This window comes from Streptococcus hyointestinalis, from assembly GCF_011039275.1.
Lineage (GTDB): Bacteria > Bacillota > Bacilli > Lactobacillales > Streptococcaceae > Streptococcus > Streptococcus hyointestinalis_A.
In genome coordinates, this window is the sequence record NZ_JAAKGB010000001.1 from 2,106,711 (window position 1) to 2,131,918 (window position 25,208).

Here is a 25,208-nt window from a genome sequence, read left to right on the forward strand (position 1 = left end):
CTCACTCCTATCCCTTTATAGCGCAGTCGTTTTGGTCAAAAATGTGATGACGACCTGTCAAGCTAACGCTCACTTGATCGTTTAGGCGCCAATCATTGTGCGCTCCTTCTTCTGGCAGTAAAACCGTAATGTTAGAGCCATTTGTCAACTCAAGGTGGCACACGGATTGATTACCCAGATACTCAATATTGGTAATACAAGCGTTTGGCGTTTTGGTCCTTGTGAGCGTCAAATCTTCTGGACGAACACCCACTTCAAAGGCAGAGCTGAATGTCACAATATGTTGCTTAGGCAGCTTGATACTGTCTGCTAGATGAAGTGTTCTCTCTGCGTCTAGGTGAGCGTTAAGGATATTCATCTGTGGGCTTCCTAGAAAACGCCCGACAAAAACATTATTAGGATTGTTGTAGATTTCTGCTGGAGTGCCGACTTGTTGGACGTGATGGTCGTTGAGGACGACGATACGGTCTGCCATGGTCATAGCCTCTACTTGGTCATGTGTGACATAGACCACAGTAAGCCCTAGTTGGCGTTGCAGACGGCGAATGACGGAGCGCATAGAGGTGCGCAATTGAGCATCCAAATTGGACAAAGGCTCATCCATCAAGCAAATCTTAGCTTCGCTAGCAATCGAACGTGCTAAAGCAACACGTTGCCTTTGACCACCAGAGAGAGCACTTGGTTTCTTATCGGCGTAGTCTGTGAGTGCCACTGTTTCAATAGCTTTACTCACTCTCCTTTCAATCTCGTCAGCAGGCAATTTACGTGCTTTGAGACCAAAAGCCACATTTTCCTTGACGGTCAGAAAGGGATAGAGCGCATAATTTTGAAAAACCATGGTCAAATCACGCTCTTTAGGTGGCAAATCGGTCACATCCCTACCGTTGATGTAAACCTTTCCCTCACTCACAGGCACCAAGCCCGCAATCATACGAAGCAGTGTACTCTTACCACAGCCTGATGGTCCCACAATGGCGACAAACTCCCCATCTTCTATGGTCAAGTTAACCTCTCTAAGCACTTCCTCACCATTGTCATAAACTTTTTTGACATCCTGTAGTTGAATGGACATATTCTTCCTCCTTTAATAACTTCATTTCTGTCCTAAACGGCACATCATCATCAATAACAAATATCTTGTCATCATCTGCTAGATCAATCCATAATAACCTCCAAATATCATCTTTTGTTATCTTAGCACCATCATGTAAAGTGTTTATCAAATAGTCATCAAAAATAGAACAAGAAAAAACCTATCCCTGTAAACTACAGAGATAGGTTTCCAAAATGTTTTATGCGTTTTCGATGAGGATAGCTAGGGTTTGATAAGGGTTTAGGGTTAGTTTTTGTGTGAGTTTAGGGGTTGTGTAATTGCTGATAAGCACTTGACCATTGGTGTAAACTTCTGGTAAATCAAGCTCTATCTTTTCAGCACTGAAGTTGTTGAGAACTAGGAGTTTTTGCCCGTCAAGATGACGCTCAAAGGCGTAAACCTGATGGCTGTCTTGATAAGCTGCCTTGTAGTCGCCCTCTGCGATGATGGGGTAGTTTTTACGCAGGGCGATGAGTTTTTGATAGAAGGGGAAGATTTTACCTGACTTCTCATTTGCGACATTGATGTCTTTGTGAGACGCTCCAAGTGTTAGCCAAGGTTTAGCAGTCGAAAATCCTGCATAGGTGCTGTCGTCCCACTGCATAGGCGTTCTTGAGTTGTCACGTGATTTTGCCTTGATAATGGCAAAGGCTTCCTCGTCAGTCTTTCCAGAATCTCTCAGCTCTTTATAGGCATTGATACTTTCAATATCGACATAGTCGTCCATGCTTGTAAAGTCTGGGTCAATCATACCAATCTCCTCACCCATGTAGACATAAGGGGTTCCTCTTGAGAGATGAATGCTGGCTGCTAGCATAGTAGCGCCTTCGTTGCGGAAGTTCTTGACATCTACAAAGCGGTTGAGCGCACGAGGCTGGTCGTGGTTGTTCCAAAAGAGCGCATTCCAGCCGTCGTTTTCACTCATGGCTTCGCCCCAAGTGTGAAAAAGATTTTTAAGACTGTCAAAGTCATAGGCTTTTAGGGTCCATTTTTGCCCATTATCATAGTCCACCTTGAGATGGTGAAAATTAAAGACCATAGATAGCTCATGACGTTCTGGATTGCTATAGTTGACACAATTGTCAATCGTTGTTGAGCTCATCTCACCGACCGTCATGCTGTCGCTATCTTGTCCAAAGGTTGCTTCATTGAGCATTCTGAGGTAGTCATGTGTGATGGGGCGGTCTGTGTAGGCAGGTTTACCGTCATTTACAGGGCAGTCAACTAGGACTTCGTCTTTTCCGATGAGATTGACCACGTCAAAGCGGAAGTGCTTCACGCCCTTATCACGCCAGAAGTTGACAACCTTGAACAGTTCTTCTCGGACATGGGGATTGCGCCAGTTGAGGTCGGCTTGAGTCACATCAAAAAGGTGTAGATAGTATTTTCCAGTATCGCCAAAGGGTGCCCAGGCATTGCCACCAAATTTTGACAGCCAGTCCGTCGGCTTATCTCTTAGGATAAAGAAGTCTTGATAGTAAGCGTCACCTGCAAGTGCCTTTTGAAACCACTCATGCTCCGTTGAGCAATGGTTTAAGACCATATCAAGCATGAGCTCGATGCCGTAGGATTTTGCTGTTGCAACCAAGTCCTCAAAGTCTGCCATTGTCCCAAAAAGTGGGTTGACAGCAGTGTAATCTGAAATGTCATAGCCGTTGTCACGCTGGGGACTAGGATAGAAAGGATTGAGCCAGATGACATCAATGCCTAACTCAGACAGATAGGGGAGCTTTTCCTTGATACCTTGTAAATCTCCGATTCCATTTCCTGTGGTATCTTTATATGATTTGGGGTAAATTTGATAGACAACACTTTTTTTATCAAATGACATAGTAATCCTCACTTTATACTGTTAAATGCGACTTGCGCTTAGAACATCCTCACCACGCACGATAGCAGCTGGCAATTCACCTAGGGTATCGACTTGATAGTCGTTTTGGTTAGTGACAATGACTGGGGTTTCCGTGACATAGCCAGCGTCTGTGATAACAGCCATATCAAAGCTAATCAAAGCATCACCGACCTTGACCTTATCTCCTTGCTGAACATGGGCTTCAAAGCCTTTTCCGTCTAGATTGACCGTATCCATACCAATGTGCATGAGCAACTCAACGCCCTTATCTGAGACGATACCGACAGCGTGTTTACTTGGGAAAAGGACAGACACCACACCGTCAACTGGAGACACCAACTCACCTTCAGACGGTTGGATAAGCACCCCTTGACCCATGACACCTTGGGCAAAGACAGGGTCAACGGCTTCAGAGAGAGGTTTCACCTCACCTGTTAGTGGACTCTTGATGATTTCAAGCGTGCCTTTGTCAATACCGGCTTTACTTTCAGCCTCTTCAAGCGCTTCTACTTGAGGGGCTTTGACCGTTTCATCCTCGACTTTTGTAAAGTAGCCTGCTTTTCTAAAGAAGACTGTCAGAGCAAATGGAACAACAATAGCAACCACCATAACACCTGCAAATGGCAGCATGTATTGTGCCTTGATAGAGAGGATACCAGGGATACCTCCGATACCGATAGCATTGGCTGTGATGTTAAAGGTTGTTGATAGAAGCCCTGCAATACCTGAACCAATCATCCCTGCAACAAATGGATAGACATATTTGACATTGACACCAAAGAGCGCTGGCTCAGTAACACCTAAGTAGGCAGAGATAGTGGCTGGAAGAGCAATCTGCGCTTCACGTTCATCATGACGGTTCATCCAGTAGTAAGCAAGAACTGCTGAACCTTGTGCGATATTTGAGAGAGCAATCATTGGCCAAAGAGCTGTCCCACCAGTGTCTGACACTAACTGGGTATCAATAGCCGTTGTCATGTGATGGAGTCCAGTGATAACAAATGGCGCATATAGAGCTCCAAAAATTGCTCCAAAGAGCCATTTGAAAGAACCAGTAAGTCCCATAAGCACAATGGTTGAAATCCATTGACCGATTGTCCAACCGATTGGACCAAGAACTGTGTGTGCTAGGATAAGCGCTGGGATAAGAGAGAGAAATGGCACAAAAATCATAGACACCACTTCTGGGATGACCTTACGCCAGAAGCGCTCCAAGTAAGCTAGAGATAGACCAGATAGTAGCGCTGGGATGACTTGCGCTTGGTAGCCGATACGCTTAATGGCAAAGAAACCAAAGTCCCATGTCCAGTTTTTAGCAATCTCAGACGCTGATGTATTTGCCACGTCGTAGGCATTGAGCAACTGCGGTGACACCAAGCAGATACCAAGCACAATCCCTAGGATTTGAGACGTTCCCATCTTACGAGTGACAGACCAGACGATACCTACTGGTAAAAAGTGGAAAATCGCTTGCGCTGGCAACCACAAGAAGCTATTGACACCAGACCAGAACTGAGAGACATCGACGATCGTATTGTAGATCGGTGTGCCGTCTTTGGTAGTTTGCGCAACACCGTCGACAATCTTGCGTCCTAGCCACTCCATCTGAACACCCTCAAGGATGTTTCTAAAACCTAGGATAAGACCACCAACGATAATGGCTGGGATGATAGGTGTGAAAATCTCAGCCAGCAAGGTCATGGTTTGTTGGATGAGGTTTTGATTGCTTTTAGCCGCAGACTTGGCAGCCTCTTTTGAGACACCTTCGATACCAGATACCGCTGTAAAGTCATTGTAGAAAAGCGGCACGTCATTTCCGATGATGACTTGGAACTGACCAGCGTTGGTAAAGGTTCCCTTAACAGACGGAATGTTCTCAATCGTCTTCGTATCTGCTTTTTTATCATCAACGAGAACAAAGCGCATGCGTGTCGCACAGTGTGTTACGGCACTGACATTTTCCTTACCCCCAATCGCTGTGAGCAGGGTTTTGGCATCCTGTTCAAATTTCCCCATAATGTATTTTCCTCCTTCAAGTGTGAACTTGATTTCTTTTTGTGTCTTTATTGTAACCGCTTTTAAAGTTGTCTGCAAGTTATTTTTAGATTTTTTCCAAAATTTTTGTTAAAATAAGGAAGTTGTATGGTTTTTAGAAAACAAATACTTAGAATTTAGAGGATTATAGATGAAAAAATACCAAGTAATCGCAAATGAGCTTGAAAAAGCTATCCAAAACGGCGACTACCCGCCAGACAGTTTTTTGCCAACCGAGGACAGCTTGACTAAACACTATCAGGTCAGTCGTGATACTATCAGACGTGCCCTAAAGCAACTCAGCGAGCAAGGACTCATCAAAAAAAGACGAGGTTCTGGCTCACAAGTCTTAAAGCAAGAACAGATTAACTTTCCCGTCTCTGAATTGACCAGCTATCAAGAGTTGGCTAAGCAGCTCAATGTCCCCTCACAGACCAATGTCATCTCTATAGATAAGCTTATCGTTGATGAGGACTTGGCGCAGCTCACAGGCTTTAAGCCTAGTAGCCTCATCTGGCGCATTGTCAGACAGCGGGTGGTGGACGGGGTAGCTTCTGTCATTGACATCGACTATTTGCGAAAGGATTTGGTGGCTGAGATGAACCGTCAGATAGCTGAGGACTCTCTCTACCACTATCTCGAGGATGAGCTGGGGCTTGACATCGCCTTTGCCCAAAAGGAAATCACCATCGACCAGCTCACAGATATGGACAAGCTCCTCCTAGACATCGGTCAAGAGCACCACGTCGTCTCTGTCAAATCAAAAGTCTTTCTAGCCAGTCAAGAGCAATTTCAATTCACCGAAAGCCGCCACAAGCTGGAAAAATTTAAATTTGTCGATTTTGCCAGACGCAAAAAGCACAAGCTTTAACTTTTTGACTACTATCATCATTATAAGGAGTATCATGTTATTTTTAATTCCCACCGCAAAAGAAATGACACAAGCCAATGCACTTGTGCCATACAACTTACCAACAAAAGTAGAAACGATTAGCAAAACCATGGCTGCTTTTTCACCACAGGAGCTGGAAAAGATTTACCGTATCAAGCCTGAAGCCAGCCAAAAAGAATACCAACGCTGGCAAGACTTTTCCACAGATAGGCTAAAATGCGCACCGGCTCTTGACCTCTACAACGGACTCATGTACCGCAACCTAAAGCAGGAAGCCTTCACCCAGATTGACCGTGACTATCTCAGTCAGCATGTCGCTATCACCTCTAGCCTTTACGGTATCATCTCACCTTTTGAGATGATTTCTGAGCATCGACTGGACTTTAACACGCCTGTCACGATTGAGGAACAGAGCCTCAAAAACTTTTGGCGAGCTGACTACGACCAGTTTCTAGAGGGTAAGAACTGTGTCGTCTCACTACTCTCCAGCGAGTTTGAAGCGGTCTTTTCACCAAAATTACGACAAAAGCTAATCAAAGTCCAGTTTCTCGAGCAGCGTCAAAATGAGCTAAAAACCCACTCAACCATTTCTAAAAAAGCTCGTGGGCAATTCCTCTTTCATGCCATGAGAGAGCATTGTCAAGACCTTGACAGCCTGAAAGAGCTCAGCTGGGACGGCTTTTCCTACCAAGAGCTACTATCCACAGAGCAAAAACTGGTCTTTGTCAAAACTTGCTAATCTTTCCACAGCTATAGCCTGCCTTGACGCACCTGTTAAGGGAGGCTTTTTTGTATCTGTCCTTAAAACTTATCCACAGTTTTCCACATCCTGGGGATAAGTAAGGGGATAAATTGGGGATAAGTTTGTTAAACAGAAAAATAGCATGCATTTTCTTTGACAAGAGAGACTATCTTGTTCAAAAAAGCTGTGGTTTATCTGCTTTTTTGCATTGACAAGTCTTGTCAACGGTTTTACACAGGTTATACACAAGGTGTGGATAAGTCTTGCCGATTTCTGTGGAAAAGTCTGTTCACAGACAAGAAAAAAGGTCGCCTTAGGCGACCTTTTAGATCAAATCGTCACGGCTAACCTGCTCAAAGGTCTTACCATGTCCATCATTGAGCTTGTCCCAGATAACCACTTGCTTGGCAGCCAGTGACTTTTGCACATCGATGATACGCTGGTTAGATGAACCACGAAACTGCAGGGTCAAGTCTTTTTTGCGAATATCAAAGCGCCCATCCACTAGGATATCAATGAGACCAAGCATCTCTAGCTTGTCAGGCGTCTCAAGCATCATCTCTTCCCAAGTGTAGCCTGTCCAAGACCAGATATCTTTTTCAGGTAATTCCCTTCTCACACGCTTGATGAGAGGGATTAAAATCCCTGTGTTTAAAAAGGGCTCTCCACCAAGCAGAGTCAAGCCTTGCACATAAGGCTGTGCTAAGTCCGCCATAATCTGCTCTTCTAACTCCTGTGTATAAGGGACACCCGCCTTAAAAGACCAAGTAGCTGCATTGTAGCAGCCTTTACAGTGAAATTGACAGCCCGATACATAGAGCGAATTGCGGACACCCTCACCATCTACAAAGTTAAATGCTTTGTAGTCAATGATACGCCCTTGGCTAAGCTCCTCACTTTTCCACTCTCCTGGCTTTGGTGTGTTCCAGTTTGTTTCCTCCATATTACTCGCTTTCTAAGTTAGATTGATGATATAACGCTCGATGTTGTCGCTTTTATCCTTGAGACGTCCACCATTTGCAAGGATAACGGCACGACTTGCGCTATTAGTCTCATGACAAGTGACAAGCACTTCCGTGATATTTTTTGCTTTTGCCTCTAAGAGCCCCAAGCGCAGCTGCTCTTTAGCGTAACCCCGACCACGCTCTCTAGGGCGAATAGAATAGCCGATATGCCCACCTTTTTGGTGCAGCTTGCTATTTAGACGCAGGCGTAAGTTTAAAAATCCCAGCGCTTGATTGTTATCATCAAAAGTGACAAATTGGATGTAAGGCACAAAATCTTCTGGGATATTTAGCCCCATCTCAGCATAGGCTAGAGCTTCTAGCCAGTCCTCATAGTCTAGGCTAGATTTGTAAAAGCCACCGTCCATGGCACTATTGTGCTCCTCAAACTCGGCAATCATCTCAAGTACAGCTTCTTTATCGCTTAATCTTGGGCGTCTTAGGTGCATAGTAGTCCTCTTTAGTCTTATGATACGCTAAGAAGCTGGAACAAAAAATTCTCAGTTTCTCATTTTTATAGATATAGGTACAAGACGCAGTGGTTGAGTGGGTTCTAATACGTTGATAAATCAACTTCTAGAACCCTACTCAACTGTGCGAAGGTGGGACTACAAAATCGCATTTCTACGAAATGACCGATTTTTGTCCCACTCTCGTTTTATTTAATGCGACCTGCTTTTTTCAGTAAAGATTGGGCACGTTCTTTTTTGGTGTTAGCAAAGCCTTTCACCTGTTTTTCATGAAAGCGCTCAACTTGCGCTTGTCCTTTATAGTCTAATTGGTATTTTCCCATGATTGCTCCTAATCTTGTTGCTCACCTGCGTACTGAATGGTTGAGCCATTCATGTGTTTAACACGTGCTGCGATTTCTTTGTGACGTCCTTTGACCATTGGACGTGCCTGTGGATTACCAAGATAACCACAAGTACGTTTGACCACATCCACCGTCTTAGGGTCGCTATTGCCACAGTTTGGACACATAAAACCACGCTCTGTCGGTGTAAAGTCCCCTTCAAAACCACAAGCATAGCACTTATCAATCGGTGTGTTAGTACCAAGATAGCCTACACGGTCATAAGCATAGTCCCAAACCGCTTCAAGAGCTTTCGGATTTTGTTGGAGGACAGGATATTCACAATAGTGAATGAAGCCACCAGACGCTCCAGCCTGTGGATAATCTTTTTCAAAATCCAACTTTTCAAAAGGCGTTGGATTTTTGCGGACATCGTAGTGGAAAGAGTTGGTATAGTATTCTTTATCCGTGATGTCTTTGACGATACCAAATTTCTCCGTATCAAGGCGACAGAAGCGGTCTGTCAAGCTCTCAGAAGGGGTTGAGTAAACTGAGAAATGATAATCGTACTCATTAGACCACTCATCGCACAAGCGCTTCATCTGACGAACGATGTCCACTGTGAAAGCCTTGGCTTCTAGATTGTGCTCCCACTCACCGCCGTAAAAGACGCTTGCTACCTCGTAAAGACCGATATAGCCTAGAGATACAGTAGCACGTCTGTGTTTAAAGAGACTGTCAACATTATCGTACTTACCAAGGCGTTTACCAAAGGCTCCGTATTGATAGAGAATTGGGGCATTGGCTGGACTTGCCTCTTTTACACGCTCTACACGGTAGACGAGAGCGTCCTTAGCTACAGCCATACGCTCAGCAAAAAGCTGCCAGAACTTGGTCATATCGCCCTCAGACTCCATAGCAATACGAGGAAGATTGACCGTCACAACGCCTAGATTCATACGTCCAGAGTTGACTTCAACGCCGTTTTCATCCTTCCAGCCTTGTAGGAATGAACGACAGCCCATTGGCACCTTGAAAGAGCCTGTCAGCTCGATAATCTTGTCATAAGACAAGACATCTGGATACATACGCTTAGTTGCACACTCTAGCGCCAGCTCCTTGATGTCGTAGTTTGGCGTTCCAGGCTCTAGGTTCAATCCTCTCTTTAAAGTAAAGATAAGCTTTGGAAAGATAGCTGTGCGGTGCTCTGCACCAAGCCCTTGGATACGAATGTTTAAAATCGCTTTTTGAATTTCACGTTCAAACCAGTTAGTCCCAAGCCCAAAACCAAGTGAGGTGAATGGCGTTTGCCCATTTGAGGTAAAGAGCGTGTTGATTTCATACTCCAAAGACTGCATAGCGTCATAGATGTCCTTTTGCGTCTTGGTCTTAGCATAAGCTTCACGCTTGTCCTCAGCTACCCATTCTTCTGCGTCCTTGAGATGTTTTTGGTAATTCAACTCAGCATAAGGCGCCAGCACTTCATCGATACGGTCAGCTGAGCAGCCTCCGTACTGGCTGGATGCGACATTGGCGATGATTTGCGAGATTTGTGCAGTCGCTGTTTGGATAGAGCGTGGGCTCTCCACCTCGGCATTTCCAATCTTAAAGCCAGAGCCAAGCATGCCCTTAAAGTCAATCAAACAGCAGTTAGTCATCGGTGTATAAGGGCTATAATCCAAGTCATGGTAGTGGATATCTCCCTTTTGGTGCGCATTTGAGACGTGCTTAGGCAACATCTTAAGCCCAATGGATTTGCCAACGATACCTGCTGTCAAGTCACGCTGCGTGTTAAAGACGTCGCTATCTTTATTGGCATTTTCATTGACAACCGTTTGGTCTTTATTGAGCAGTTTCTCGATGGTAAAGTTAATGTCTGTAGCCTGTGAGCGGGCAAAGTCACGCTGCGTACGGTAGTTGATATACTCTTGAGCAATCACGTACTCATTTGCCGCTAGCAGCTCATGTTCTACAATATTTTGAATTTCATAGATTTTGATGTCTTGGCTAAAGCGGCTATAGATTTCTCTCACCACACGCTCAGCAATTTCCTCAAGTTTTGCTTCTACAAGTGGACTCATCTCCACCACTTGATTGCTCGCTTTTAGTAAAGCCTTATATATTTTATTAGCATCAAAACGCACGAGACGACCATCACGTTTGATGACCTTAATTGTTGGATTTTCAGTTACAACTTGTTCTTCTAATGTTAGCATATCTGCCTCCTTTTGACTCCTTTATTATATCACTATAAATTGAAAAATGATATAAAAACAGCAAAAAAAAATCAATATCTTGTATTGATTTTTGTCGTATAACACAAGATATTGATATTTTCATTATTTTTTCTGATAAACTGTAAAGCTTTTTACACCGCTGACAGAGACTGCTTTGTACTCTTTTTTGAGCATGCTAGAGATACTTGCTGGCAGTGTCATGGATTTATTGACCACGATATAGGCTGAGTCAGCCTCCAGCAAACTATCCACTAGATTTTTATGATTGGTTTTATTATGCGTGTTAATCGTTGGCAATGCAAACTGTGAGCCAGTCTTTAGCTTGCTATCGGTATAAATGGTTGCCACCTTATCCCAGACATAGATAGTATCATCACTTGAAGTCTTTTTAGCAACATAGCTCGCCGTCAAAGAACGCTCATGATTGAGCGAAGTCATGGTCACCACACGGTAGCCTAAATGCCCTAGAGCAATAACTACTAACAAGGCTGGCAGATAAAAGCCACGCTTGATATAAGCCGCAATCACCTCAGACATACCTGCATTTTTCGCACGGCGTCGGCTACGGTCACGAAAATTCGCTGCCGTTAAAATCAAACCATACATGGTCAATGGAAGCAAGTGATACAGGCAATAATCGCTAGACAACAAGGCTAAAACAAGGTAAACAACGGTCGTTAGCGCAAGTAAAATAGTGCCTACTTTATTATCTTTTCGCTTAAAGGTTCCAAATAAACCGTATAAAAGCCCAGAGCCCAAAGCCACCACCAATTGCAAGACAAAAGCCAAGATAACATTATCCGACCCCATAGCAGGGCTGGTAAACGGATAGATAAAGGCTTGCTTGATATAAGGCGACAAAATCTGTAAGTTAAAGATGAAGTAACCCGCTGTATAGATAATTAGCAATGTTCCAAAAATTATACAGAGCAATTGATAAAAGCCACGGGCAAAATGCTTATGACTAAGGTTATAGATACCAATCGTCACAAACGATAAAAGCCAAAAAACAACCGATTGCGGATCAAACAAGAGGGCAAAGGCGCTGATAAACCCATAAAGGATAAAGGCTTCATCCTTGACAAGCCCCGCAAAATAGCGCAGCAAAAACCAAATCCCAATCAGAACAAAGGGCATTCCAAACTGGCTTGGATACAGACCACCAAAGCCTAAAACCAGATTCAGCAAATAAAAGATAAAAGCAAAAGCCAGTGTGACATCACGGCGTGTCGAAAGATAGTAAACAATCTTATAGAAATAAACACCAGCCACATAGAAAAAGACAAGCTGAAAAGGTATCAACCAAAGGAGCGACCCCAGCAAATCACTGACCAAAATCAGCAAGTAGTAAAAAAAGCCACCTGTTGCAAAAACATCGCTATAAGGCAGTTGCCCTCTGACCATCATCACCCCAGTATAGAGGTTTTCTGACTGCCAGCCATTAGCATAGCCAGTAAAAAAGGGCAAAGCAATGCTACATAGACTCACCACTAAACTCAACAGCAACAGATAAAAGCGGTGTGATCTTGGCACTCTAAAATTACGATCATGGTTACGTCTCTCACCCACATGATAAGAGCGAGAAAGGCGACTGAGGTTTTCTCTAGTTTGTCCTGAGAGGGTTTCTGATGTATAGCTCACCGTGTTCTCCTGTCATTATAAAGTTTTTCCTATATTACAGTATAGCAAAAACTATTATTTAGTCAATTTCTTTCGGAGTTTGACATAGTAGCGCATCTCTCCAAAAGTGTGTAGTAGCTTGCCTTGATAGGCTTTTAAAAAGTCTTCTTCTTTTTTGCTCAATGTTTTCACGATAGTCTCCTTGTATAGTTATTACCTATTTATTCGTAAAAACACGTCAGACAAAAAGAAAAAGGGTAAAAATCCCCTTATCTCACTTAAGCTTCTTCATCCATAAAACTGTTGAAGACTTCTTCGATCATATCCCACTCAGCGTCAGAGTCTTCTGGGATTGGTTCAAGATTGCCTTCACGACCATCTTCATTTTCAGTAAAGGAATAAGCTTGAATCTCGATTTCACCAGCTTCATCCTCTTCTGCTCCAGCAGGAACAAGCAAAACATAGTTTTTACCAAATTGTTCACGACCATCAATGGTGAGCAAGATTTCAAACAACGTTTCATTGCCTTGTTCGTCTACTAAAGTCACCATTTCGTGTTCATGTCCATGAGTGTGTGCCATTTTTCTCTCCTTTTTATAGCATGACCATTTGGTCTTAAATTGTGCGATCTAGATAATTTTGTAAAATGAGCTGCGCTGCCAGCTTGTCAATCACTTTTTTGCGCTTGCTGCGACTAACGTCTGCCTGCTCAACCAGCATACGCTCAGCTTGAACAGTCGTGAGTCTCTCATCTTGATAGTCAACAGGTAGCTGAAAGAGCTCTTTGATCTTCTCTCCGTAGGACTGACTCGCCTCCACACGAGGACCGCTCGTGTTGTTCATATTTTTAGGCAGTCCAACAACAAACTTATCTACCTTATACTCTTTGACTAACTCAGCCAAACGCTCAAAACCAAACTCTCCAGCTTCTTCATCGATTTTGATGATTTCAACGCCTTGAGCGGTAAAACCTAGCGGGTCACTAATTGCAACACCGACTGTCTTAGACCCAACGTCTAATCCCATTATTCTCATAAATCAATCCCATTTCCTTTGAGATAAAATTTAACCAATTCCTCAACGATTTCGTCACGCTCGTACTTACGTACTTTATTGCGTGCGTCGTTGTAGCGAGGGATATAAGCTGGGTCCCCACTAAGCACATAACCAACAATTTGATTGATAGGATTGTATCCTTTCTCTTCAAGAGAACGGTAGACAGTAGTTAGGGTCTCGCTGATGGCTTGCTTGTTGCCATCATCAAGATTAAAACGGACAGTTTCATCTGTAAAGCCCATACTTACACCTTCTTTCTTCAATGTCTAGTAAGCTTTATTATAGCTTATTTCCAATTTTTTCACAAGCTGAAAGGTAAAAGTAGGCAAAAATATAAGAAGCCAACAAGGGCTTCTCATATTATAGAGCAGCTCGCATGCGAGCTTCTGTATTTTCAACGTCACGAATAGAGCGTGGCAAGAAAGCACGAATATCGTCCTCTTTATAGCCTACTTGTAGACGCTTATCATCAATCAGAATAGGACTCTTCAAGATACGAGGGTTCTCCTGAATCAAATCAATCACTTGACTCAAGCTCAAATCCTCGATATTACAGTTGAGCGCTTTAGCATAGCGGTTTTTGGAAGAGACAATGCTCTCAATACCATCCTCTGTTTTTGATAATATGTCTAAAATTTCTTGCTTTGTTAAAGGTTCTTTCCCAAGATTCTGTTCTTTATAAGGAAGTTGATGAGCATTGAGCCAAGTTTTTGCTTTTTTACAGCTTGTACAACTTGAAATGGTATAAATCTTAATCATGTTCATCCTCACTTTCTATCCTATGATACTAACTATTCTAACACATTCCTTGGAAATAAAACATAGGTCTTTAGACCTATTTTCGAAAAAATAGGCTAAAATAGAGGGTTTTGACGCTACAAACTACTCTTCAATCTCAATAGTATCCTCAAGATCAAGAACTAATTCGTCAGCTCCTTCTTCGTTTTCGATACTTGGTGCCTTGTCGTCTTCAGCTTTTTTTGCCGATTGACTCTTATTTTCCGCTTTCTCAGCTTCCTCTTCTGTAATCATACCGTAGTGAAGACGGACTTTGCGGTCAATCTCTTCAAAGATTTCTGGGTGCTCTGCCAGATATTTCTTGGCATTTTCTGAGCCTTGTCCGATCTTCTCATCGTTGTAAGAATACCATGAGCCTGCTTTTTTGACGATGTCAAGGTCACTAGCGATTTTTAGCAGTTCCCCTGTCTGAGAAATACCCTCGCCATAGATGATTTCAACATTTGCTTCCTTAAACGGTGGTGCCACCTTGTTTTTAACGACTTTGATTTTGGTTTCCTTACCAACATTGGTGTCTTTTTGATCACCTGTTCCTTTGATTTGCGTATTACCACGCACATCAAGACGGACAGAAGCATAGAACTTGAGGGCACGTCCACCAGGAGTCGTCTCTGGATTTCCAAACATAACCCCAACTTTTTCACGCAGTTGGTTGATAAAGATAGCGATGGTCTTTGTTTTGTTGATGGAAGCGCCTAGTTTACGCATGGCTTGGCTCATCATACGTGCTTGAAGTCCGACATGCGAATCCCCAATATCACCGTCAATCTCTGCACGAGGTACCAAGGCAGCAACAGAGTCGACAACCACCAAGTCAATAGCGCCAGAGTCAATCAACTTTTCTGCAATCTCAAGCCCTTGCTCTCCAGAATCTGGCTGAGACAAAAGAAGCTCATCAATATTAACCCCCAAGGCAGCGGCGTATGCTGGATCAAGAGCGTGCTCCGCATCGATAAAGGCAGCGATACCGCCCTCTTTTTGCGCCTGCGCTACAGCGTGCAGTGCCACTGTTGTTTTCCCTGAACTTTCAGGTCCATAGATCTCGATGATACGTCCTTTAGGATAACCACCTGCTCCCAGCGCAATGTCAAGTGCTAATGAGCCTGAACTCATGACCTGCACCTTTTGCTCTGCATGCTCACCCAAGCGCATGATAGCCCCTTTACCAAAATCTTTTTCGATTTTTTTCAGAGCTTCTCCTAAAGCTTTTTCACGTTCTTCGCCAAATTTTTTCTTAATTTCTTCTGGTTTTTTACTTGCTTTCTTAGCCAAATTGTTCTCCTTTATTAGAATAATTGCCTTAAAAAATATACATTACAGTAAACATCATCCCTTGATTTGACAACACTTTATTATACCAAATTTTAGTCATTTAATAAAGATTGACGCACCAGATTAAAGGCATGCAGTGTGCTAATATAGCGCACATCACTTCTTGTACGACCTCCAATCAAAACTTTGAGAGACTGTGTTTTATCTTTTGTGGCGATTGCAATGAAAACTGTCCCCACTGGCTGACCTTCAAGTTCATCTGGTCCAGCAACACCTGTAAGACCAATACCAATGTCAGCACCTGTTAGTCGGCGTGACTGCTCTGCCATCTTTTTGGCTGTAAAGCTGCTGACAACGCCGTGCTTTTGCAAATCACTCAGAGGAATGTCTAGCATTCTCGCTTTTTCCTCGATACTGTAGGTGACATAGCCGCCTTTAAAGACCTGCGATGACCCTGGAAAATCAGCTAAAGTCGCTTGAAATAGCCCAGCTGTCAAGCTTTCTGCCGCTGTAATAGTCTTATCGTGTTCTTTGAGCAGGCTAAAAGCCGTTTTTGCTAAGCTATTGTCGTCTCCGTAGCCATAGAAAAAGTCCTTCAACAAGATACCATCCAAGCTCTTGACAGACATGATTTTCTCTTCTAGAGCATCAAGCTTGCTATCTGCTTCTTCTTGGCTGTGTGCTTTGGTTGACAATCTCAGAGTCACCTCGCCAGTCTTTGCGTAAGGTGCTAGTGTCGGGTCAACTTGCTTGTCAATAAGCGGTGCCAAAACAGTTGCTAACTGACTCTCACCAATTCCAAAGAAGCGCAAGACACGAGAGTAGAGTTGCGTATGACCGTTTGAGATGAGCGGAATCAACTCTTCTGTCACCATCGGTTTTAGCTCGCTTGGCGGACCAGGCAGCACCACATAGCGGACACCATCCACACTCACATAACCACCCACAGCAAGACCTGTTCGATTTTGAAGAGGCGTAGCTCCTTCAATAATCTGTGCTTGGCGCTCGTTATTTGGGGTTCTAGTATGTTTTGGGCGTAGCGCAAAAAAGGCATCCAACTTTTGGCTAGCTTGCTCGTCAAAGATGAGCTTACGTCCTAGAAACTCAGCTAAGGTTTGCTTAGTCAAATCATCCTCAGTTGGACCAAGCCCCCCACATAAGACAACCAAGTCGCTACGTGTTGAGACAAGCTCAATTACTGATAACAAGCGCTTGCGATTATCACCGACAGTCGTTTGGAAAAAGACGTCAATCCCTAGCTCTGCAAATTTCTCAGATAAAAATTGGGCATTAGTGTTTACAATTTGTCCTGTCAGTAGCTCTGTACCGACAGTAATGAGTTCAGCTTTCATATGAACCACCTATCTATTCATTCGTTATTCTCCTTTATTTTAACAAAAAAAGTGACAAAAGCGTCACTTTTACACGATTACTTAAAATCACATTGATTGTCATGGTCATTGATGAGACCAGCTGCCTGTAAAAAAGAATAGATACAAACTGGTCCTACAAACTTAAAGCCTCGCTTTTTCATATCCTTTGAAATAGACTCAGACAGAGGCGTTTTGCTAGGAACAGGGTGTTGTTCATCTACCTGATTGACAATAGGCGTAAAGTCTGTAAAGCTCCAAATGTAGCGCTCAAAGCTACCAAAAGTATCGCAAACAGCTAAAAAAGCTTGCGCATTGGCTCTTGTCGCATAGAGTTTCGCCTTGTGGCGAATAATGTCTGGATTGTCTAAAAGGGCATCCAAGTCACTATCAGACATCTCTGCGACTTTGTCAACATCATACTGGTGAAAAGCCGCTCTAAAGGCAGCACGCTTCTTTAAAACCGTCTCCCAAGAAAGCCCAGCTTGATAGGTCTCTAGACAGAGCAACTCAAACAATTTGCCGTCGTCATGACAGGGAATTCCCCATTCCTCATCATGATAATGGATATACAGTGGATTGGACTCTTTAACCCACGCACAACGCATAGCGTACCTCCTCCTGTTGACAATGGTGTCAACTTATTTCATTAGCATCTTCAAGCTAGACTTGATGTAGTTTTCAGCACTATCAGATGTCCCTTCAAAGAAGGCACGGATTTTCTTGAGCTCACTGGCTTTGTAACCAAGAGCCAGCAAGGCTTCCATGGCTTCGTCCAGCTCTTCATTGCCGGCTGCTTTTGTTTTTGGTGACTTAGCGTCACTCTTGACATCGACAAACTTACCAGCTAGGTCCAGTATCATCTGCTGAGCGGTTTTCTTGCCAATCTTAGGAAACTTCATCAAATACTTGATATCACTGGTATCAATGGCAGCCACAAGCCCGTCATTGTCATCAACAGCTATGATGGCAAGCGCTGTTGTCGGACCGATACCAGACACCGAGATGAGATTGAGAAAAACTTCCTTCTCATCCTCGCTATGAAAGCCATAGAGCACGTGCGCATCGTCACGAATGACCTGATGCAATGGAAGAAGAATCTCCTGCTGCATAGCATTTGAAAAACTGTAAGGATTTGCCACATTGATCTTGTAGCCTATGCCAGAGGCTTCTACGACAATGTAGTTGGCTGTGATTTTAGTGACTGTCCCTTTGATATAATCGTACATGTTGTCCTCGCTTAATATTTGCCCAGCTCACGTAAGCTGGTATGATTTTCCTGTATCCGACGGAACATCTTTTCCATATCCGACTGGCTAAAGTGCACCAAAACCGGACGCCCGTGCGGGCAATTATAAGGATTTTGGCATTGGGATAACTGCACCAGAAGGTTACGTGCAGAATAGTCGTCTAGGTGATGATTTGCCTTGATACTACGTTTACAAGACATCATAATGGCAAGCTCTGCTCGGTAAGTCTTGATAGAGACTTCATTGGTCAAAAGCAGCATATCACACATCTCATAGACGCCTGATTCTATCTCCTCTTCTTTCATCCAGATAGGGTGCTCTCTTAGGATAAAGGTGTTCTCACCATAAGGCTCTAAGTAAATACCCACTTGATTAAGAAGTGTCATTTTTTCCTGCAAGGCAATGAAATCCGCAGATGAAAACTCAAACAAATAAGGCATCAGCAATTGCTGTAAACTACTGTCAACATCTGCTATTTTCTCACGGTAATACTCATACTTAACACGCTCTTGAGCTGCATGCTGATCAATGATAAAGAGCCCATCTCTGCCTTGTGCAAAGAGATAAGTGCCGTGCATTTGCCCAAAATAGTCTAGCTCTGGAAAGGTGGACTTGGTTTCATTTTCCAGTTTATTGAGCAGTTTTTCAACCGTTGCTTTGTTTTGAAAATTCAGGTCTGGGTGTTCACCGTCTTGGGCTGTTTGTGTCTGGCGTTCGGCATATTTTACCGTTACAGATTTCGCCTTGTCATCTTCCTTGACATCATTGTCAACATTCGTTGCCACTGTTAAAGGTTGGCTACTTTCTTCTACTAGGGCTTCTTTCATAAAGAAATCATTTTTTTCTTTATCGTAATACAGCTTGCTAGAGGTTAATGGTAACTTTGTCTGCTCAGCTTTAGGTTTTGTCCTTGTGCTTACCTTGGCGAGATTGTCAAGAGCATCTGGGATGAGGTCTTGCTCTTTAAGAGCCTCTTGTATCGCTTGGCTGATAAGCTGCATGAGCTCACGCTCTTTTGAGATACGGACTTCCTGCTTGGTTGGATGAACATTGACATCCGCTAGATAAGGGTCAATCTGAATGTCAATGACTGCAATCGGAAAGCGCCCAACCATCAGCTTTGAGCCATAGCCATCCAGTATCGCTCGGTTGAGCAAGAAATTTTTGATGTAGCGCCCATTGATGAGAAGGGTGATATAATTGCGATTCGCTCTAGTCAGCTCAGGTAAACTAATATACCCCGACACCTCAAAATCCAAATCAGCAGCAGAAATCTCGATCATCTTCTTAGCCGTCGTAATGCCGTAAATCCCTGCAATTGCCTGCTTCAAATCACCGCTACCACTCGTCTGAATGAGTGTACGCCCATCACTAATCAACTCAAAAGCAATCTGCGGATGAGCCAGACTTTGACGATTTACCACATCAACGATATGAGCCAACTCCGCCTGCAAGCTCTTCATATACTTGAGACGTGCGGGTGTGTTGAAAAACAAATCTTCAACGACAATCTTAGTCCCAACAGGAGTTGACGTAGGCTCTTGTGAGAGGATTTTGCCCCCTTCAGCAATCAAAAGCGTGCCATGAGACTCACTGGCTGACGCTGTCTTGATACTCAAACGGCTGATAGAAGCTATGGACGGTAGCGCCTCACCCCTAAAGCCAAGTGTTCGAATGCGAAACAAATCGCCCTGTTTTTTTATTTTACTCGTTGCGTGACGACGTAAACTAAGCGCCACATCCTCGGACAACATCCCCTCACCATCATCAATGACAGCCATCTTTTTCAAACCAGATTCTTCTATCTCAACGGTAATGTGGCTGCTGCCAGCGTCAATAGCATTTTCGAGTAATTCTTTAATAACGCTGCTAGGACGCTCGATAACCTCACCAGCAGCAATCTGATTGGCTAAAATTTCTGGAAGTTCTATGATATTTGCCATAGCTCTCCTTTCTTTTTGTAAACACAACTTGACAGTTCGTTTACAATTCTTGTTTAAGTGTAAAGAGAAGATTCATCGCCTCCATTGGCGTTAATGTCATCATATCTGTCTCTTTTAGGGTCTTGATAATCTTGTCATAAGAAGGCTCTTCAAAAAGCGATAACTGTTCACCTATAGAAGTGTCTGTTACAGGTTCTTCTTTTTGGTTATTCTCAGTAGTAGTTGATAGTGGCGGTTCAGAAGCGTTTGTCTCTAGCTCTTCTAAGATAACATCTGCCCGCTCTAACAGCTCCTCAGGCAAACCTGCAATCTTAGCAACATGAATACCGTAGGATTTGTCTGCAGGACCTTCTGCAATCTGATGTAGGAAAGTCACCTCACCATCTTTTTCTAAGGTCGCTACATGAACATTGACAAGATGTGTCAACTCTTTTGACAAACTTGTCAACTCGTGGTAATGTGTTGCAAACATGGTTTTAGCTTGAACATGATGGTAAATATACTCAATAATCGCTTGTGCCAGAGCCATCCCATCGTAAGTCGCCGTCCCTCTTCCCAATTCGTCAAAAAGAATCAAGGAATGTTTAGACGCACGCTTTAGAGCATGGTTGGCTTCAGTCATTTCAACCATAAAGGTGGACTGTCCTGAAATCAAGTCGTCTGCTGCACCAATACGTGTAAAAATAGCATCAAAGACAGGAATATCAGCACTTTTAGCTGCGACATAGGCTCCCATCTGTGCCATAATCACTGTCAAGGCCAGCTGACGCATATAGGTTGATTTCCCAGACATATTTGGACCAGTGATGAGCTGTATACTTGTCTCTGTATCAAAGTGGATACTGTTTGGGATATACTCTTGACTGCCCATGACTTTTTCAACAACCGCATGACGTCCGTCAACAATAGCAATCTCATTGTTATCGTTAAAGCTTGGGCGAACGTAATGATTGGTCTCTGCCACAACAGCAAAGCTCTGCAAAACATCAATGGTAGCTATGGTTTTAGCGAGGGCTTGCAGGCGCTTGATATAGTGCTCTACTTGCGTGCGAACACGCATAAAGATGTCATACTCCAAGTCAGCTGAGCGTTCTCTTGCTTCTAGCAATTCACCCTCTATCTTAGCAAGCTCTGCCGTTCCAAACCGCTCTGAGTTTTTGAGAGTTGCTTTTCTAAAGAAATGCTCTGGCACCAGAGCTAGATTGGAGTTAGTGACGTGAAAATAGTAGCCATCCTTACGATTGTAGTCGATTTTTAGATTATGGATACCACTGGCTTCTCTTTCTTTTGCCTCGATTTCAGCAATCCAGCCTGTGCCTTCACGCAGTACCTTACGATAGTTATCCAGCTGCTCATCAAAGCCCGTGCGGATGATATTGCCCTCTGTAATCACTGCTTGCGCTTCTGGGTCAATAGAACAGCGGATAAGCTCCTCTAGCTCAGGAAGTGTATCTATGTTCTTGACAAGACTGTCAAGGGCTGGCTCTTGAAAACTCTCTAAGATTGCCTTGATGACAGGGACTTGTGCTAGGGTCTGTCCTAATTGCAATAGGTCTTTAGGGTTTGCCTTACCAAAAGAGACTCTGCTGGCTAAACGCTCAATGTCGTAAACGCCCTTTAAACTCTCTGTCAAGTCTGTCCGCTCAAAGAAATGCTCCAAAAAGACCTGCACAATAGCTTGTCGCTCAAGGATAGCTTCTTTGTTAATCAAGGGCTTATCAATCCAAGAGCGAAGCATGCGCATACCCATAGCCGTCTTGGTATCATCTAGAAGCCAATATAAGCTCCCATGCTTTTTACCCGTTCTGGTATTTTCAAGCAAATCAAGACTCACTTTGGTGCTATAAGACATCTGCAAATGGTCTTTAATCTCATAATGCCGAACAGGCTGGAGATGACTGAGCTCTCGTTTTTGAGTGACATGCACATACTGCAAAAGTTTTTCAGCCACTTGTTTTTCAAGGGGCGTTAGCTGACTAGGGATAAGAGGAGAAGTGTACTGCTCTTTTTCAGATGACAATAGTAGGTTCATCTGCTTGGTGAAAATCGTACGCTCGTCCGCCGTAAGGTCATAGCCAACTACAAGCTCACGTGCCTTTAAGTTCATAATCTCGCTACGCACCAAACCAAAGTCCGAAAGCTCTGTCACCCAAAACTCACCTGTTGAGACATCCATATAAGACAGACCAAACTGCTGCTCATCACAATCAATAGCGACTAGAAAGTTATTGGCACTGTCTGACTTTGTAGAGTCCATGACAGTCCCTGGTGTGACGACTTGAACAACCTCACGCTTGACCACTCCGACAGCTTTTTTAGGGTCTTCCATTTGTTCAGCAATCGCTACCTTGTAGCCTAAATCAACTAGAGTGTCGATGTATTGCTGAGCAGAGTGATAAGGCACTCCCGCCATAGGTATGGGATTGTCCGCATTACGATTGCGGCTTGTCAGGCTAATCTCCAAAATCTGCGCAGCCTTGACAGCATCCTCGTAAAACAACTCATAAAAATCACCCATCCGAAAAAGCAAAAAAGCATCTGGATAGTCTTTTTTAACATCCAAATACTGCTGCATACCTGGTGAAATTTTACTACTTACCATTTCCCAACTCCTCGTTAATTCTATCTTCTAAGCGCTGCGTCACGTACTGCAATAAATCACTTGCATCCTGCATTTTTTGCCGATAGTCAGCAACAAGCGGGCTTGTCTCTAAAGTTTGACTCAAAACGTCAGCCTTATCACCCGCTTGTTTTGCAGCCTTTTCCTTATGAATTTTTTGATACAGGACAAAAGCTTGCTGGTAAGCTTTCATCTGGACGACATCCTCTTTGAGCTCAGGCAACTCCTCTAGCTGCTCTTCTGCCTTTTGATAAGCTAAAACACTTGGGTGGTGCTGCAATTGACAGGTGAGCTTTTTTGTCGCTCTCTCTAGATCTGTCATTTTTGGGCTCTGATTTCCTTTTCAAGACGAGACGCTACCATCTCATCCTTACAAATCACAAGCAGCGTATCCGCTCCTGCAACTGTACCTAGGATTGTGTCGTTATTTTCAGCATCGATGATATTGGCTAGGACATCAGCTTCACCGAGATTGGTGTGGATGACCAGCATAAAGCCAGCACGCTCTAGCTTTTTGACATAAGAGTAAATCGCTGGATCTAGCTGTGGGTTGGTCTGTGTCGATAGACTATAGTAGAGCTTACCATCGCTATTACGCAGCTTTAGGAGCCCGAGCTCACGCAAATCACGTGACAAGGTCGCCTGTGTGACAGAGATACCATCGTCTTGCAAATAGCGCTTGATTTCTTCTTGTGTGCCGATATTGCCTTCTTGGATGAGCCGTATAATACGCTCTTGTCGATCTTTTTTATTCATGGTTTGTCCTCATTATATACATTTATCTCTAAAATTATACCAAAAATTCCTAACTTTTTCATCTGAAGAGCAAGTTTCTTAAACTCTTCTTTAAACATTTCTCTCAAAGGTCGTTTATTTCCCTAAAATATGATAAAATAGAGGTGAATAACTATACCAATAAGGAGAACTCTATGGATACTAAACAAACTGTCGCACAGAGCATTCATCAAGCCGTTCCTGATTTGACATTAGAACAAATCACTCAATTGTTAGAAACCCCTAAAAACGCCGAAATGGGTGACCTTGCCTTTCCTACTTTTTCACTAGCCAAAGTATTGCGCAAAGCTCCGCAAATGATTGCTAGTGAAATCGTTGAAAAACTGGACACTACTGGCTTTGAAAAGATTGAAGCGGTTGGTCCTTACATTAACTTTTTCCTAGACAAAGCAAGCATCTCTAGCCGTGTGCTTGGCGACGTCATCACAGCGGGTAGCCACTATGCTGAGCAAGACCTAGGTCACGGTCGCAATGTCGCTATTGACATGTCAAGTCCTAACATCGCAAAACCTTTTTCTATCGGACACTTGCGCTCGACCGTTATCGGAGACAGTCTTGCCTTAATCTTTGAAAAACTGGGCTACAAAGCTGTTAAAATCAACCACCTTGGTGACTGGGGTAAACAGTTTGGGATGTTGATTGTGGCTTATCAAAAATGGGGTAACGAAGAAGCCGTCAAAGCACATCCAATTGATGAGCTACTCAAACTCTACGTCCGTATCAATGCCGAAGCTGAAAATGATCCTAGCATTGATGAGGAAGCACGTACTTGGTTCCGTAAACTAGAAGATGGCGACGAGGAAGCTACTCGCCTATGGCAATGGTTCCGTGATGAGAGTCTCGTTGAGTTTAGCCGTCTTTACGATGAGCTTGAAGTGTCCTTTGACAGCTACAACGGTGAAGCTTTCTACAACGACAAGATGGATGAGGTCGTTGACATCCTCACCCAAAAAGGACTTCTTGAAGAATCTCAAGGTGCACAAGTCGTTAACCTTGAAAAATACGGTATCGAACACCCTGCCCTTATCAAGAAATCAGACGGTGCTACACTCTACATCACTCGTGACCTTGCTGCTGCCCTTTACCGCAAGCGTACCTATGACTTTGCAAAAGCTATCTATGTCGTCGGAAATGAGCAGTCTGCTCACTTTAAACAACTAAAAGCCCTTCTCAAAGAGATGGACTACGAGTGGTCTGACGATGTCACACACGTAGCCTTTGGTTTGGTGACAAAAGACGGCAAAAAACTCTCTACTCGTAAAGGAAATGTCATCCTTCTTGAGCCAACTATCGCTGAAGCGGTTAGCCGTGCCAAAGCCCAAATCGAAGCGAAAAACCCAGATTTAGCGCATAAGGACGAAGTTGCACACGCCGTTGGTGTTGGTGCCATCAAGTTCTACGACCTTAAAACTGACCGTCTAAACGGCTACGACTTCAACCTTGAAGCTATGGTATCCTTTGAAGGTGAAACAGGACCTTACGTGCAATACGCTCACGCACGTATCCAGTCTATCCTGAAAAAAGCCAACTTCACACCAGATCCAGAAGCTCACTACAGCCTAAATGACAGCGAAAGCTGGGAAATTATCAAGCTGCTTCAAGATTTCCCACGTATCATCGTTCGTAGTGCGGACAACTTTGAGCCTTCTATCATTGCAAAATTTGCGATTAGTCTGGCACAAAGCTTCAACAAATACTATGCTCACACACGTATCTTAGATGATTCTCCAGAGCGTGACAGCCGCTTAGCTCTCAGCTACGCTACTGCTGTTGTCCTCAAAGAAGCGCTTCGCTTACTCGGTGTTCAAGCGCCTGATGAAATGTAACAAACAAAAGA

General features: G+C 43.6%; 23 protein-coding genes. 3 read left to right on the top strand and 20 right to left on the bottom strand.

Annotated features, from left to right (window positions below):
• Positions 1–7: 7 nt before the first annotated feature.
• The 3 genes from G5B60_RS10685 to treP form a co-directional block, all read right to left on the bottom strand.
• Positions 8–1,072 carry an ABC transporter ATP-binding protein gene (locus tag G5B60_RS10685; RefSeq protein ID WP_164683952.1) on the bottom strand — a complete coding sequence of 355 codons (1,065 nt, stop codon included), beginning with the start codon at positions 1,070–1,072 and terminating at the stop codon, positions 8–10.
• 220 nt (positions 1,073–1,292) lie between these two features.
• Positions 1,293–2,924, bottom strand: a complete 1,632-nt coding sequence (treC, locus tag G5B60_RS10690) for an alpha,alpha-phosphotrehalase (protein WP_164683953.1) — start codon at positions 2,922–2,924, stop codon at positions 1,293–1,295.
• 21 nt (positions 2,925–2,945) lie between these two features.
• A complete protein-coding gene (treP, locus tag G5B60_RS10695; RefSeq protein WP_164683954.1) occupies positions 2,946–4,961 on the bottom strand; it encodes a PTS system trehalose-specific EIIBC component in 2,016 nt (671 codons plus the stop codon).
• 169 nt (positions 4,962–5,130) lie between these two features.
• Between treP and treR the strand changes: the two genes are divergently transcribed.
• Together treR and yaaA are read left to right on the top strand one after the other, a co-directional pair.
• Positions 5,131–5,850, top strand: coding sequence for a trehalose operon repressor (gene treR / locus G5B60_RS10700; RefSeq protein WP_164683955.1), 720 nt, complete (start codon positions 5,131–5,133; stop codon positions 5,848–5,850).
• 31 nt (positions 5,851–5,881) lie between these two features.
• On the top strand, positions 5,882–6,610 hold the full coding sequence (gene yaaA, locus G5B60_RS10705; RefSeq protein WP_346773332.1) for a peroxide stress protein YaaA: 729 nt from the start codon (positions 5,882–5,884) through the stop codon (positions 6,608–6,610).
• Between the two features lie 328 nt (positions 6,611–6,938).
• On the opposite strand, the gene nrdG is transcribed toward yaaA, so the two are convergent.
• The 17 genes from nrdG to argR all read right to left on the bottom strand — a co-directional run bounded on the left by nrdG (position 6,939) and on the right by argR (position 23,332).
• Positions 6,939–7,556, bottom strand: coding sequence for an anaerobic ribonucleoside-triphosphate reductase activating protein (gene nrdG, locus G5B60_RS10710; RefSeq protein ID WP_164683957.1), 618 nt, complete (start codon positions 7,554–7,556; stop codon positions 6,939–6,941).
• A 12-nt stretch (positions 7,557–7,568) separates the two neighbouring features.
• On the bottom strand, positions 7,569–8,066 hold the full coding sequence (locus G5B60_RS10715) for a GNAT family N-acetyltransferase (protein ID WP_164683959.1): 498 nt from the start codon (positions 8,064–8,066) through the stop codon (positions 7,569–7,571).
• A gap of 209 nt (positions 8,067–8,275) precedes the next feature.
• Positions 8,276–8,410, bottom strand: a complete 135-nt coding sequence (locus G5B60_RS11650) for a hypothetical protein (protein ID WP_277423798.1) — start codon at positions 8,408–8,410, stop codon at positions 8,276–8,278.
• 8 nt (positions 8,411–8,418) lie between these two features.
• Positions 8,419–10,626 carry an anaerobic ribonucleoside-triphosphate reductase gene (gene nrdD, locus G5B60_RS10720; protein ID WP_164683961.1) on the bottom strand — a complete coding sequence of 736 codons (2,208 nt, stop codon included), beginning with the start codon at positions 10,624–10,626 and terminating at the stop codon, positions 8,419–8,421.
• A 123-nt stretch (positions 10,627–10,749) separates the two neighbouring features.
• The gene (locus tag G5B60_RS10725) at positions 10,750–12,288 is read right to left on the bottom strand and encodes a DUF2079 domain-containing protein (RefSeq protein ID WP_241154537.1); all 1,539 of its coding nucleotides are present in this window, start codon (positions 12,286–12,288) and stop codon (positions 10,750–10,752) included.
• A gap of 257 nt (positions 12,289–12,545) precedes the next feature.
• Positions 12,546–12,848, bottom strand: coding sequence for a DUF1292 domain-containing protein (locus G5B60_RS10730; RefSeq protein ID WP_115271427.1), 303 nt, complete (start codon positions 12,846–12,848; stop codon positions 12,546–12,548).
• 34 nt (positions 12,849–12,882) lie between these two features.
• On the bottom strand, positions 12,883–13,302 hold the full coding sequence (ruvX, locus tag G5B60_RS10735) for a Holliday junction resolvase RuvX (protein WP_164683963.1): 420 nt from the start codon (positions 13,300–13,302) through the stop codon (positions 12,883–12,885).
• The gene (locus tag G5B60_RS10740; RefSeq protein WP_115271431.1) at positions 13,299–13,565 is read right to left on the bottom strand and encodes an IreB family regulatory phosphoprotein; all 267 of its coding nucleotides are present in this window, start codon (positions 13,563–13,565) and stop codon (positions 13,299–13,301) included. The genes ruvX and G5B60_RS10740 overlap by 4 nt, the downstream gene beginning before the upstream one ends.
• A 118-nt stretch (positions 13,566–13,683) precedes the next feature.
• On the bottom strand, positions 13,684–14,082 hold the full coding sequence (gene spx, locus G5B60_RS10745; RefSeq protein ID WP_115271433.1) for a transcriptional regulator Spx: 399 nt from the start codon (positions 14,080–14,082) through the stop codon (positions 13,684–13,686).
• A gap of 123 nt (positions 14,083–14,205) precedes the next feature.
• Entirely contained in the window at positions 14,206–15,393 is a 1,188-nt protein-coding gene (recA, locus tag G5B60_RS10750; RefSeq protein ID WP_115271435.1) for a recombinase RecA, read from the bottom strand.
• 92 nt (positions 15,394–15,485) lie between these two features.
• Positions 15,486–16,745 (bottom strand): competence/damage-inducible protein A, encoded by a 1,260-nt coding sequence (locus G5B60_RS10755; protein ID WP_164683965.1) that lies wholly within the window; start codon positions 16,743–16,745, stop codon positions 15,486–15,488.
• A 77-nt stretch (positions 16,746–16,822) separates the two neighbouring features.
• Positions 16,823–17,371, bottom strand: a complete 549-nt coding sequence (locus G5B60_RS10760; RefSeq protein WP_164683967.1) for a DNA-3-methyladenine glycosylase I — start codon at positions 17,369–17,371, stop codon at positions 16,823–16,825.
• A 33-nt stretch (positions 17,372–17,404) separates the two neighbouring features.
• Complete coding sequence (ruvA, locus tag G5B60_RS10765) at positions 17,405–17,992, bottom strand: Holliday junction branch migration protein RuvA (protein WP_115271441.1); 588 nt, start codon at positions 17,990–17,992, stop codon at positions 17,405–17,407.
• An 11-nt stretch (positions 17,993–18,003) separates the two neighbouring features.
• Positions 18,004–19,956, bottom strand: coding sequence for a DNA mismatch repair endonuclease MutL (mutL, locus tag G5B60_RS10770; protein WP_164683969.1), 1,953 nt, complete (start codon positions 19,954–19,956; stop codon positions 18,004–18,006).
• 40 nt (positions 19,957–19,996) lie between these two features.
• A complete protein-coding gene (mutS, locus tag G5B60_RS10775; protein ID WP_164683971.1) occupies positions 19,997–22,558 on the bottom strand; it encodes a DNA mismatch repair protein MutS in 2,562 nt (853 codons plus the stop codon).
• A complete protein-coding gene (locus tag G5B60_RS10780; RefSeq protein WP_164683973.1) occupies positions 22,548–22,898 on the bottom strand; it encodes a YlbF family regulator in 351 nt (116 codons plus the stop codon). Before G5B60_RS10780 ends, mutS begins: the two co-directional genes overlap by 11 nt.
• Positions 22,895–23,332, bottom strand: a complete 438-nt coding sequence (argR, locus tag G5B60_RS10785; protein ID WP_115271449.1) for an arginine repressor — start codon at positions 23,330–23,332, stop codon at positions 22,895–22,897. The genes G5B60_RS10780 and argR overlap by 4 nt, the downstream gene beginning before the upstream one ends.
• A 173-nt stretch (positions 23,333–23,505) precedes the next feature.
• Between argR and argS the strand changes: the two genes are divergently transcribed.
• Positions 23,506–25,197 (top strand): arginine--tRNA ligase, encoded by a 1,692-nt coding sequence (gene argS, locus G5B60_RS10790; protein ID WP_164683975.1) that lies wholly within the window; start codon positions 23,506–23,508, stop codon positions 25,195–25,197.
• Positions 25,198–25,208: the final 11 nt, after the last annotated feature.

Coding starts and splice junctions, on each gene's coding strand:
- argR (WP_115271449.1), bottom strand. CDS start 23,332: ATGAATAAAAAAGATCGACAAGAGCGTATTATACGGCTCATCCAAGAA.
- nrdD (WP_164683961.1), bottom strand. CDS start 10,626: ATGCTAACATTAGAAGAACAAGTTGTAACTGAAAATCCAACAATTAAG.
- G5B60_RS10685 (WP_164683952.1), bottom strand. CDS start 1,072: ATGTCCATTCAACTACAGGATGTCAAAAAAGTTTATGACAATGGTGAG.
- treR (WP_164683955.1), top strand. CDS start 5,131: ATGAAAAAATACCAAGTAATCGCAAATGAGCTTGAAAAAGCTATCCAA.
- G5B60_RS11650 (WP_277423798.1), bottom strand. CDS start 8,410: ATGGGAAAATACCAATTAGACTATAAAGGACAAGCGCAAGTTGAGCGC.
- argS (WP_164683975.1), top strand. CDS start 23,506: ATGGATACTAAACAAACTGTCGCACAGAGCATTCATCAAGCCGTTCCT.
- treC (WP_164683953.1), bottom strand. CDS start 2,924: ATGTCATTTGATAAAAAAAGTGTTGTCTATCAAATTTACCCCAAATCA.
- mutL (WP_164683969.1), bottom strand. CDS start 19,956: ATGGCAAATATCATAGAACTTCCAGAAATTTTAGCCAATCAGATTGCT.
- G5B60_RS10755 (WP_164683965.1), bottom strand. CDS start 16,745: ATGAAAGCTGAACTCATTACTGTCGGTACAGAGCTACTGACAGGACAA.
- treP (WP_164683954.1), bottom strand. CDS start 4,961: ATGGGGAAATTTGAACAGGATGCCAAAACCCTGCTCACAGCGATTGGG.
- G5B60_RS10730 (WP_115271427.1), bottom strand. CDS start 12,848: ATGGCACACACTCATGGACATGAACACGAAATGGTGACTTTAGTAGAC.
- G5B60_RS10780 (WP_164683973.1), bottom strand. CDS start 22,898: ATGACAGATCTAGAGAGAGCGACAAAAAAGCTCACCTGTCAATTGCAG.
- G5B60_RS10715 (WP_164683959.1), bottom strand. CDS start 8,066: ATGCACCTAAGACGCCCAAGATTAAGCGATAAAGAAGCTGTACTTGAG.
- G5B60_RS10760 (WP_164683967.1), bottom strand. CDS start 17,371: ATGCGTTGTGCGTGGGTTAAAGAGTCCAATCCACTGTATATCCATTAT.
- ruvA (WP_115271441.1), bottom strand. CDS start 17,992: ATGTACGATTATATCAAAGGGACAGTCACTAAAATCACAGCCAACTAC.
- G5B60_RS10740 (WP_115271431.1), bottom strand. CDS start 13,565: ATGGGCTTTACAGATGAAACTGTCCGTTTTAATCTTGATGATGGCAAC.
- mutS (WP_164683971.1), bottom strand. CDS start 22,558: ATGGTAAGTAGTAAAATTTCACCAGGTATGCAGCAGTATTTGGATGTT.
- nrdG (WP_164683957.1), bottom strand. CDS start 7,556: ATGGAGGAAACAAACTGGAACACACCAAAGCCAGGAGAGTGGAAAAGT.
- spx (WP_115271433.1), bottom strand. CDS start 14,082: ATGATTAAGATTTATACCATTTCAAGTTGTACAAGCTGTAAAAAAGCA.
- ruvX (WP_164683963.1), bottom strand. CDS start 13,302: ATGAGAATAATGGGATTAGACGTTGGGTCTAAGACAGTCGGTGTTGCA.